Origin of the sequence: Photorhabdus khanii NC19 (assembly GCF_000517265.1) — a bacterium.
In the GTDB taxonomy this organism is placed as follows: domain Bacteria; phylum Pseudomonadota; class Gammaproteobacteria; order Enterobacterales; family Enterobacteriaceae; genus Photorhabdus; species Photorhabdus khanii.
The window spans coordinates 91299-103504 of record NZ_AYSJ01000012.1; the positions used below are offsets into that span (position 1 = coordinate 91299).

Below are 12206 nucleotides of genomic sequence, written 5' to 3' on the forward strand. Positions count from 1 at the left end.
AATGTTTCATTTTAATGAACAGTTGGCTGCTTAAATACATTAATAGATAATTTAGGGAAATTTCCCAGCACACCCCGATCCAGGCAAATGTGGACAAATAACGCAATAACACTGTAATTATCCTGAAATAACCAGAGCCAGAGCAAAGTAATCATACTAAGCGTGAATAAATTATGGCAAGCATTATAAACAGTATAAAAAACAGGTGGTGGAACCTCTTTCTTATTCAGCAAACTCCAAATCCGTCCTGGATAATAGCCGATAATATCAATCAGAAAAAATAACACAATAAATTGCCACCAATTGATATAACTCTCAAGCTGCCAGGTCAGAAATAAACTGATGAAAAACAACCCCAGAAATTCCCAACGCAGAATTTTCAATGTATTAATCATTTCTATTCTCCATCATTTCTCTCTTCATGATTGCAATAATGCCTTCTGGCTGTTTAATCCAAACACTATGAGGATTCCCTTTAAGAGCCAGGGTTATTTCACTCACTTTTGCGTGAGGTATAAGACTTGCTAATGATTGGGTAGATTTTAACGGTGCCCAATTATCTTCTTTGAAACAAATATAAACCGCTTTGGATAAATTCTTATTCCTTTTACCTTTATAAGCACTGATATGGTCATAATTCCCTGTCCAGACAGTCCAGGACCAATCACGCATCAACCCCTTAGCTTCTCTTATACCAAAACCAATCTTTTTTCCAGGGAGATAACCATATAACGCAGTCAGAATGTTAAAAATAACAGCAGCCTTTATCATCTGTATCCGCCCCATTCCCTGCCAATTCTTATACCACACGCTCCCGGTTGCCACACAAAACAGAGAAAAAGGCCGGTCAGTTGAGCAGGCAAAAAGCGTCGCAATATGCCCTCCAAGGCTGTGACCAAATACAATAGGAATTTCCTTACTATTTAATTGAATAGCCTTGTCCAACATTGTGGGAAGATAATCCCGCAGCAGATCGGAATAGTTATAATCATTTTCCCTGCTGGGTTTGGGTTGGTTGTCTCCATAACCTGGCATATCAGCAGTCACAACCTGAAAACCCTCTTTTACCAGTTGTTGTATCAGAGTTTCATATTTCCTGATTTCCACACCAATAGCCGGTAACAATACAATCACCCTGCCATTATTATCTCCCTGATAAACCTTATAATTACAGAGAAAATTGCCAGCCACTTTAAAATTATTATTTTTCATATCTACAATGCCCCCATTAACTACATCACACTCCGGTGACTGACATCGGCGAGAAAGCAGCCAAAAAAATTCGTGTTTTAAAGGCGATAAATATCAATCAGTTATCTATATTTACCTTTTCGGGCTATTGGTGGTTTTTAAATTTATTATTAACCAATAAAAAGCCCCTTATACTTTATTAGTTACAGGCTATCGATAAATCAAGAAACATATATTATTTTCCGAATTATTTGCTGGAAGAATTATTTTACACTTCACACATGATTTAATTGCAAATGTGAATTATATCATTAATATATGAACAAGATTAATTATCAATCAGTAACAATATCAATCCTGAATATATTAAATATATATATAACAACTCCCACAGAACAATATGGTTATATATAAAAACAATCGATTAATAATGGAGATAGATAACTTTAATTGTGGAAATACATAAAAGCAAATTAACTTTATTCATGTAAAAATTAAACAATATATTCTGAAATTATTTCATCATTTTATCTTTACCAAATCAATTTAATACTTTAACTAAAACAAACTATTAATTCCTTACATTATCTCTTAATAACACTTACACAATAACATTATTAAAGATTATAAATTATTATTTATCTACTATTTAATTCATCAAATTAACCAGTCATTCTGATATCTTATTTTTTGACTGGTTTTAATGATAACCATCAATTTTATGGGACTAGAAACTATCTTATTCGGCGTTATTGTTGCAGGCCGTTATTGTAAATAAATAGTGAACACAGACAGCGCACAGAAATCAGATCTACACATAGTGCGTAAGGAGTGACAGATAACATTCTCCACACATCGGATGAGTATTTTTCAGGTTTATCGTCCATAATGAGAAATGAAAATGAATTCCATCTTATGATTCAGAGGGCATTTCAATGAGCACTGCCGTTACCAGTAAAAAAACAAAAAGGACTAAGATTACGACGAATAATGCTGCTGCTAACGGGCAGGTACAGTCATTAAGTCGCGGTCTTAATCTTTTGGAATCTATTTCCGAGTCACCCGGAGGTATCGCACTGACTGATTTAGCACAACAAGCCGGATTACCCAACTCCACCACTCACCGCCTTCTGACCACCTTACAACAACACGGTTTTGTTCGTCAGGTTGGCGATTTAGGGTTGTGGGTTATCGGTTCACACACGTTTATTGTCGGCAGCAGTTTCTTGCAGAGCCGCAATCTATTGGCACTTATTCACCCTATCCTTCGCCGCCTGATGGAAGATTCCGGTGAAACCGTCAATCTGGCTATTCTTGATCACAGTGAATATGAGGCGGTTATTGTCGATCAAGTGCAGTGTAATGCCCTGATGAGAATGTCCGCACCTATTGGTGGCAAATTGCCTATGCATGCTTCCGGGGCGGGAAAAGCATTCCTTTCAACACTATCAGATAACCAACTGGTTCAATTACTGCATAAGAAAGGGCTTCATGCTTATACGCAACATACCAAGACAACCCCTTCAAGTTTAAAAGAAAATCTGGAACAAGCGCGTAAACAAGGGTATTCGTTCGATGATGAAGAGCATGCTTTAGGTCTGCGCTGTATTGCCGCCTGTATTTATGATGAGCATCACCAAGCCTTCGCTGCTATTTCCATTTCCGGACCTGTATCTCGGATCACCGATGATCGCGTCACTGAACTTGGTGCCTCAGTTATCCGTGCAGCAAAAGAGATCAGTAAAGAATATGGTGGAATTCGTTAATTCTTTTTATTAAATTATCATATCCTTCTCAGGGCATTGATTTTTTCATGCCCTGTCTTTTCAGCCCAATAAATTCAACTTACTTTATAATATTCCTGAAAATATTATCGGTAATATAACAGAATAATAACGAAATTATTTAACCAGTTTAGAAGTAATATCAGTGACAAATGAGATAAAGGGTCCGAAGACAATTATATTTCCAGACCCTTACAGATATAGAAGGATTAGTTAATAAAGCACTAATCGATGAGTGCCATCCTTATTAAATTACTTTTGATAGATTCCAAGTGCCTGTTCCATTGCCTCGATTAGAAAGACGTGAAGTATATACATTATATACTGCACCAGGAGCAGTAGCATTGAAACAAGTATCGAGAAATCCCCCGCGTACACTATTATAACTATTCAGAAAACGGATAATATCGCCTTCACGAACTTTACCATCATATCCATTGGTTGTATCTGAAAAAATGTACCATGTCAGGGTCTCAACCGGACGTGCTGTTTTATCGGCCGTGTAAACATTATAGAGCTCAGGCGATGGTGCGTAACCATTAGTGCCAAGATATCCTCCATTATTTTGGTAAAGGTTCACAAGAAACACCGTATCACCACTATAAACCTCTGTCCCTATATTCTTTCCGCTCGCAGACAAGATTTGCCATGTACCTGTACCCGGACCACGTGTCGGTGAAGAAGCCGTAAGTACGTTATATTTTGCTCCCGACACATTTGCATGACCATTAGTATCCAAATAGCCACCATTTCCATTATTATAGTTATTTTTGATATGAATTTTATCACCGTATAAAATTACACTAGCCATTATTAACTCCTTAAATGATTTCATTCAATTATATAAAATTTTAATGATTTTAATTAAAATTCAAAAATATTCATTATTTTTTAGTCATTAGCTGTGACAAAAATATGTTTTCTGAACTCAATGAAATTATAGAACACCAAAAAATAAACAATTCCATTTTTATTTCTTAAAGCAATCACCAAATATATGGTTTTAATTTACATTATGATTATGCTTTCTTAATAAAAAATATATTTTATATTAAACTTCAGATTTATTATTTTTAGGAACATTCATATCCGGAATAAGAAAAATAAATCGGAGTTAATTTATATTTAACTTAAGGAAACAATTTAATGAAGATAATAATATTAACTACTGATGAGCCACAGATTCGGCTAATAGCGGATGAAAACAGCAGTTGCCAATAGCAACTGCCATGAGTAAACATCACACTGAATCTTTGGAGGCAACAGCATAACGGGTTTCTGCATCATTACTCTCAATTCGCTGGCTAAACCGCTGTTTACGGCGATATGCAAACACATCTTCCACATGACCACCTTTAATCCGTTCCTGTAGTGCTCGCCAATAATCTGCTTTGAACAAATCACTATGCATCTCTTCAAAATAACGGCGAATACGACTGTCAGCACAAAGAAAATGCCGGAATTCCTCAGGAAAAACATCATTTGGCGCTACGCTGTACCAAGGTTCACTGGCAAGCTCGTCTTCTGGATAACGCGGCGGCGGTATATCGCGGAAGTTAACTTCCGTCATATAACAGATTTCATCATAGTCGTAGAACACCACACGCCCATGCCGTGTCACACCAAAGTTTTTGAACAACATATCTCCGGGGAAAATATCCGCCGCAGCAAGTTGTTTAATCGCATTACCGTATTCTTCAATCGCATCTTTCAGTTTCTGTTCATCCACTTGTTCCATATAGATATTCAACGGGGTCATTCGGCGTTCCATATACAGATGCTTGATAAGGATCTTATCCCCCAGATCTTCCAGTTTTTCCGGTATTTCTTTCTGCAACTCTGCCATCAATTCAGGACTGATACGGGCCTTATCAATAACAAAATTTTCGAATTCCTGTGTGTCAGCCATTCTCCCCACACGGTCATGCTCTTTGACCAGACGGTAACACTCCTGCACCCGCTCCTGAGTCACCTCTTTCTGTGGCGCAAATTTATCTTTAATAACCTTGAATACTCTATCAAGTGAAGGGGAAGTAAACACCAACATCACCATACCTTTAACACCGGGAGCAATCATAAATTGCTCTTTGGAGAAGGTAATGAACGCCAGATATTCCCGGTAATATTCTGTCTTACCATGCTTCTGACAGCCAATTGCCATATACAGCTCAGAGGTTGATTTGGCCGGCAGAATTTCTCTCAACCACTCCACCAAAGCCGCAGGCAAAGGCGCATAAACCATAAAATAGGAGCGGGCAAAACCGAATACAATGCTGGCATCAGCCTGATCGGTCAGACAGGTATCAATAAAAATCCCGCCAGATTCGTTATGATGGATCGGCAATAAGAAAGGATAAACCTGATTTTCAATGCGGATTTTACCCACTAGCCAGGCGGCTTTATTGCGATAAAACAGTTCATTCGCTATCTGAAAAGTCGCCTGTAATAATTCTCCGGCTGGAAATGTTCGTTGCAGATAATCCGTGATGTAACGAATATCCCTCTCCAGATCTTCCCAATGTAAACGAAGCGGCAGATCATTGAGCATTGTCCGTAACATTGAGGCAAGATTGCCATCAGGGAAAAAGTCACGGGATAACGGCCGGGGAATATCCCGGAATCTGCGGGCAGGCTGGGAGGTAAAAATAAATAACTTATCCGGTGTCAGGTTACGATGCTCAAACAGACGGCAATACACAGAATTAAAAAAACTTTCGGCAATTTCAAACCGGGGATAATCTGGTAATAAACTGGTATAAACCACCTTCACTTCGGCAATGTACTCTTCATCATATCCGAAAACACCATGTATACATTTAAGCTGCTCAACAACCAACCCAACGTGATGATCATAAAGATTGATACGCTTTTTCATCGCTTGCTGAACGGCGCGCCAGTCAGCCTGTTCGAAGCGTTGCTGTGCACCTGAAGTCACCTCCAAAAAGCGACCATACTGTGCATCGAATCCTTGTAAAATCGTTTGTGCTATCAGATGTGCTGAATCTATCCCCATCGCAACTCCTCAATATATTCAGCCTGCAATAAGCAGGCTGAATAGAATAAGAAACACAACAATCAGAACTGCTGCTCTTCCGTAGAACCCGTCAATGCAGTGACAGATGATGTCCCACCCTGAATAATCGTGGTCACTTTATCGAAATAGCCTGTACCCACTTCCTGCTGATGAGAAGAGAAGGTATAACCACGCTCAATGGATGAAAACTCTCTTTCCTGTACCTTCTCCACATAATGTTTCATACCTTCGCCCTGAGCATAAGCGTGTGCCAGGTCGAACATGTTGAACCACATACTGTGGATACCCGCCAGAGTAATAAATTGGAATTTATAACCCATTGCTGACAATTCAGCCTGGAAACTCGCAATGGTCTTATCATCCAAATTCTTTTTCCAATTGAACGATGGAGAGCAGTTGTAAGCCAATAATTTACCGGGATATTTGGCGTGAATCGCCTCGGCAAAACTGCGGGCCATTTCGATATCCGGTGTTGATGTCTCACACCACACCACATCAGCATATGGAGCATAAGCCAAACCGCGACTAATCGCCTGATCGATACCTGCTCTGGTACGGAAAAATCCTTCATAAGTCCGTTCGCCAGTAATAAACTCACTGTCATAAGCGTCACAATCAGAAGTCAGCAGATCAGCTGCATCGGCATCTGTACGGGCAATGAGCAGTGTCGGCACACCAGAAACATCCGCTGCCAGACGCGCAGCAACCAATTTTTGAATAGCCTCTTGTGTCGGAACCAGAACTTTACCGCCCATATGACCACATTTTTTCACCGCAGCAAGTTGATCTTCAAAGTGAACAGCCGCAGCGCCAGCCTCAATCATGGCTTTCATTAGTTCAAAAGCATTCAGAACACCACCAAATCCTGCTTCCGCATCTGCCACAATTGGCAGAAAATAATCGGTATAGTCCGAGCTATCAGTACCAATACCATTTGCCCACTGAATCTGATCTGCACGGCGAAAACTGTTGTTAATACGTTTTACTACCGCCGGAACCGAATCTACCGGATAGAGGGATTGATCAGGATACATACTGGACGCAGTGTTAGCATCAGCCGCAACCTGCCAGCCAGAAAGATAAATCGCTTCAATACCCGCTTTTGCCTGCTGTAATGCCTGTCCGCCGGTTAATGCACCCAATGAGTTCACATAACCCTTCTTTGCTTTACCATGCAGCAGTTCCCACAGTTTTTTGGCGCCAAGCTGTGCCAATGTATGTTCGGGATTAACCGAGCCACGCAATTTGACCACATCTTCCGCACTGTACGGGCGGATAATTCCATTCCAGCGAGCGCTTTTCCATTCCTGTTCCAGTTGAGCGATTTGTTGAGTTCTGGAGATTGTCATGACTTCTACTTCCTATCTTTTATTAAATTAATCGGATAATGGTGGTTTATTATTATTCGTTGCTTAGTCAAGCAATTGATATCCCGGCAGTGTCAGGAAATCTATCAGCTCATCCTGAGTGGTAATGCGCTCCATCAACTTGGCCGCATCGTTAAATCGCCCTTGGCTGAAACGTGCTTCTCCAACTTCTTGCTTAATGACCTCCATTTCCTCTTCCAGCATTTGTCTGAACAAGCTTTTTGTTACTTTTTTACCGTTGGATAATGATTTTTCATGATGAATCCATTGCCAAATGGATGTCCGGGAAATTTCTGCTGTCGCAGCATCTTCCATCAAGCCATAGATAGGCACACACCCATTTCCTGAAATCCAGGCTTCAATGTACTGAACTGCCACGCGGATATTGGCGCGCATCCCTTCTTCAGTACGCTCTCCAGGACAAGGTTCCAGCAATTGCGCAGCCGTAATAGGTGCATCTTCTGCGCGGGAAATAGCTAACTGGTTTTGCCGTTCTCCCAATGCCTTATCGAAAATCTCCATTACCGTATCGGCAAGACCTGGATGAGCAACCCATGTACCATCATGACCATTACGCGCTTCCAACTCTTTATCCGCCCGAACTTTATCTAACACCCATTTGTTGTGTTCAGAATCTTTACTTGGAATAAAGGCCGCCATTCCCCCCATCGCAAATGCTCCACGTTTATGACAGGTTTTAATCAGTAAACGGGAATAAGCACTCAGGAAAGGTTGATCCATTGTGACAGATTGACGATCAGGCAAAACCCGATCACCATGATTTTTCAGTGTCTTGATATAGCTGAAAATGTAATCCCAGCGACCACAGTTAAGACCAACGATATGGTGACGAAGATGGTAAAGAATCTCATCCATCTGAAATACAGCGGGCAGAGTTTCAATCAATACTGTTGCTTTGATTGTACCTCTCGGCAAATCAAAGCGATCTTCTGCAAAACTGAACACATCACTCCACCAAAGCGCTTCGTGGTAAGACTGAATTTTAGGTAAATAGAAATAAGGGCCACTCCCTTTTGCCAGTAATTGCTTATAGTTGTGGTAAAAATAGAGCGCGAAATCAAACAATCCGCCGGCAATGGGTTCATCCTGATAGAGAACATGTTTTTCCGGTAAATGAAGCCCCCTTACCCGTGCGATCAAAACAGCAGGATCTGATCGTAACTGGTACTGCTTCCCCTGCTCATTAACGTAAGAAATTGTGCCATTAACAGCATCACGTAAATTGATTTGTCCCTCAATAACCTTATCCCAAGCCGGTGCTAAGGAATCTTCGAAATCAGCCATGAAAACTTTTACATTTGCATTCAAAGCGTTGATAACCATTTTCCGTTCTACTGGTCCAGTGATTTCTACTCTGCGATCACGGAGATCAGTTGGAATGTTTTGAATTCTCCACTCACCCTCTCTAATGGAACTTGTTTCCGAAATAAAATCAGGCAATTCACCGCCATCAATTTTCTTCTGCCAAATATCCCGAGCCGCTAATAGTTTTTTCCGTCTATCAGTAAACTGAACAACCAGATTTGCCAGAAAATCTACCGCTTCAGGCATCAAAATCTCCTGCTCTGCCGCGCCAAATCGCTTAATAAACGATAATTCAGTCGCTAAAGTTTGCTGCGTCATTCACTCATCCTCATTTTAAAGCACACTTGAATAAGAGTAATCGATATTTAAAATAAATCAAAAACGATTTCCATTTTTAAATAAATTTATTTTTATTCAAGAAAAAACAATGAATTAAACGACAAATTACTCACCTATAATTAGAGAAATTGATTCCATAAATCATACGATCATTTTGTTAAGTTTTTGTTATGTAAGATAAACTACAAAAAGTGCGGTGTTGACAGAAGATTAGAAAAAAATCTGGGGAATGGAATGGCTGAGATTCAGCCATTTATGAAGATATTAGTCCAGTGTTGGATTCATGTAAGTAAGATCATATGGCGTAATCTGGTACACATAGTAATTCAGCCAGTTGGAAAATAATAAATGCCCGTGACTGCGCCACGATGCCAATGGTTTTCTTTCTGGATTATCATCTGGGAAATAATTTATTGGGATCTTTGGATCCAGACCTGCCGCTAAATCACGTAAATATTCACCAGCCAGTGTCCCGGCATCATATTCAGGATGACCCGTTACAAACACCATACGTTTATCTTTGCTCGCCAGTAAATACACACCTGCATCTTCAGAGCTGGAAAGAATATCAAGATCGGTATGTTCACGAATAACCTGATCAGGAAAGTCCGCATAGCGGGAATGAGGAGCAAAAAAAGATTCATCAAACCCTCTAGTCAATAGTGCCAGAGGCTCCAGCGTCGTATGATAATAAACACCTGATAATTTTACTTCTCTGGTAAGCTTCGGCAAACCATACAAAATATTCAAAGCCGCTTGTACCGCCCAACAGATAAATAGAGTAGAAGTTACATGCTCCTTTGCCCAACTAATTATTCTTTCGATCTGCCCCCAATATGCCACATCTCCAAATTCAACTAACCCCAATGGAGCACCAGTGACAATTAAGCCATCAAAATTTTGGTGTTTTATTTGCTCAAAATCACAATAAAAGTTATTCAAATGCTCAACAGGCGTATTCCTACATTTCCGGTTATCCACCCTGAGTAGCTGGATATCTACCTGTAAAGGCGTATTAGATAGCAACCGTAAGAATTGATTTTCAGTCTCAATTTTCTTTGGCATCAGGTTAAGCAGCAATACCTTTAGCGGACGTATATTTTGAATATTTGCACGGGTAGATGTCATCACGAACACATTTTCGTCTCGTAAGAAATTCACTGCCGGTAATTCATCCGGTATACAAATTGGCATGCTATAACCTCGATTTTTTATCCATTTATACACTTAGACTTCTAGATAGCTAAATCTAACTAAATATTAGCTAAATGTCGAGGCTTTACAAGTAAACTGAAATTATTTCATTTTGTTCATACCACGATATCTAACATGAAAATAGTTAATAAATTTTTAATATTTTAAACAAAAAATAATTTGAATTTCATTTTTATATAAAAAGATAATAAGGCAAATTTACTTAAAAATGGAATGAAATACGCTAGAAATCAATACAAAAAGACAAGATCTATTAATAAATTATTCTTATTGTTAAGCTATCAGATCTGCCTCCAGTGCCGAAATACATGTAGCTTCCTCTGAAACAGATATTCGAACTAATTATAATCTGTCAACAACCAGCTCGATAAGGTAGCTTTATGAATATGAGAAGATTCCCATCATAACGAGCTGAACTGAGAATATCCTGACTCATTTTCTTTCTATCAGATTAAAAACCGTTTAATTCATTTATCAGCGATTCTATACTTTGCTTATTTTACATTTATCCAATTCTGTCATAAGCATTTAAAAGTGCGAATACATAGGCATTAAAACTCTTATATCCAGGGAGGATTTAACTCAATAAATGCAACTTTTCAACAGGAGAGTTAATAACGTTTAATCGAAAATCATTAATAGAAAGTTGAAAAGAAATCTGCACGCAAAAGAATATTTTCCAAATAGAGAGGTGTTCAAGTGCTTTTTCGCCGGCTATTTTACGAAGAAAACCTAAAAATAACGCAATAATAAAAGGGATAAAATAGTTAATTTGGTAGGATTTAAGCCCTGAAAATAAAGGAGGTGATTATCCGATCAATAAAGATAAAAAACGGGTATGACTAGTGTTCATTAAGCGTAAAACACGATATTCGATAATGATTAAAGTTAACAAAAAGCAGACATTAAAAGTGGTAAAAACAGCGGCTAAAACTTTATACCTATTAAAACCATAAGTTAAAACAATGATTTTTAATAACAGTTTAAATTACAGTCTTGATGCCCGCGAAATGAACCTGTAATTTAAAAGCGTAAATACAGAGGCATTAAAGTTTTTATATCTATGGCGGATTTAACTCAATAAATACAACTTTTCAACAGGAGCATTAATTATCTTTAATCGAAAATCATTAACCATTAATAGCAAGTTGAAAAGAAATTCGTACGCAAAAGAATATTTTCTGAACGGGTGGATTTTCAAGTACTTTCTAGATGGTTATTTATGAAGAAAACCATAAAAATAACACAATAAAAAATGGATAAAACGGTTAATCTAGCAGGATTTAAACCCTGAAAAAAAGGGGGGGATTATCCGAAAAAACAGAAAGAGGTATTTTTATATTATCAGATTATTTAATTGCTGATTTATGAAGATTGAATAAAGGATGATGACCTAAAACCCGTTCAGGATCACTGGTAAACCTTATCGATGGGCCGTGATTCCATTTTATGAAAAAGCAACCAATAAATAGGTACTGATAATCTTTCCCATTCAATACAGCTTTATCAATAGTCTTTAAATTGTCATTCAGGATGTTTTTTTAATTAAATGTGATTTATTTTTAAATAAAAATACCCATTCTAAAAATATGAGACTCGCCTTGTTTTCTAAAAGGAAATGAATATCGGATGAAATCAGTTAATCAGTTAATCAGTTAATCAGTTAATCAGTTAATCAGTTAATCAGTTAATAAAATCATCCCCCTGAAACGCAAAAACCCCCAGCGGGCGCTGAGGGTTTCTACTTCAATTAAAGCCTGGCAGTTCCCTACTCTCACATGGGGAGACCCCACACTACCATCGGCGCTACGGCGTTTCACTGCTGAGTTCGGCATGGGGTCAGGTGGGACCACCGCGCTATCGCCGCCAGGCAAATTCAGTTCATTCCGACCGTGATGCGCCTGCTCAACACACCACCATCCGAACCAATCTGTCAAACAAGCTGAAATA

8 protein-coding genes and 1 rRNA gene are annotated in these 12206 nt (G+C 38.8%); 1 reads left to right on the top strand and 8 read right to left on the bottom strand.

The window, feature by feature from the left end:
• Window positions 1–11: 11 nt before the first annotated feature.
• The gene (locus tag PTE_RS12075; protein WP_036846794.1) at window positions 12–395 is read right to left on the bottom strand and encodes a membrane protein; all 384 of its coding nucleotides are present in this window, start codon (window positions 393–395) and stop codon (window positions 12–14) included.
• Window positions 388–1212, bottom strand: coding sequence for an alpha/beta fold hydrolase (locus tag PTE_RS12080; RefSeq protein WP_036846797.1), 825 nt, complete (start codon window positions 1210–1212; stop codon window positions 388–390). Before PTE_RS12080 ends, PTE_RS12075 begins: the two co-directional genes overlap by 8 nt.
• Window positions 1213–2126: 914 nt before the next feature.
• Between PTE_RS12080 and iclR the strand changes: the two genes are divergently transcribed.
• Window positions 2127–2957, top strand: coding sequence for a glyoxylate bypass operon transcriptional repressor IclR (gene iclR / locus PTE_RS12085; protein WP_036846800.1), 831 nt, complete (start codon window positions 2127–2129; stop codon window positions 2955–2957).
• A gap of 265 nt (window positions 2958–3222) precedes the next feature.
• On the opposite strand, the gene PTE_RS12090 is transcribed toward iclR, so the two are convergent.
• The 6 genes from PTE_RS12090 to rrf all read right to left on the bottom strand — a co-directional run bounded on the left by PTE_RS12090 (window position 3223) and on the right by rrf (window position 12127).
• Window positions 3223–3786 (bottom strand): hypothetical protein, encoded by a 564-nt coding sequence (locus PTE_RS12090; RefSeq protein ID WP_036846803.1) that lies wholly within the window; start codon window positions 3784–3786, stop codon window positions 3223–3225.
• Between the two features lie 429 nt (window positions 3787–4215).
• A complete protein-coding gene (gene aceK / locus PTE_RS12095; protein WP_051477385.1) occupies window positions 4216–5988 on the bottom strand; it encodes a bifunctional isocitrate dehydrogenase kinase/phosphatase in 1773 nt (590 codons plus the stop codon).
• Between the two features lie 62 nt (window positions 5989–6050).
• Complete coding sequence (gene aceA, locus PTE_RS12100; protein ID WP_036846808.1) at window positions 6051–7358, bottom strand: isocitrate lyase; 1308 nt, start codon at window positions 7356–7358, stop codon at window positions 6051–6053.
• A 63-nt stretch (window positions 7359–7421) separates the two neighbouring features.
• The gene (gene aceB / locus PTE_RS12105; protein WP_036846811.1) at window positions 7422–9020 is read right to left on the bottom strand and encodes a malate synthase A; all 1599 of its coding nucleotides are present in this window, start codon (window positions 9018–9020) and stop codon (window positions 7422–7424) included.
• A gap of 285 nt (window positions 9021–9305) precedes the next feature.
• Complete coding sequence (gene metA / locus PTE_RS12110; RefSeq protein ID WP_036846813.1) at window positions 9306–10235, bottom strand: homoserine O-acetyltransferase MetA; 930 nt, start codon at window positions 10233–10235, stop codon at window positions 9306–9308.
• 1776 nt (window positions 10236–12011) lie between these two features.
• Window positions 12012–12127: ribosomal RNA gene (gene rrf, locus PTE_RS12115) — 5S ribosomal RNA — on the bottom strand.
• Between the last annotated feature and the right edge of the window lie 79 nt (window positions 12128–12206).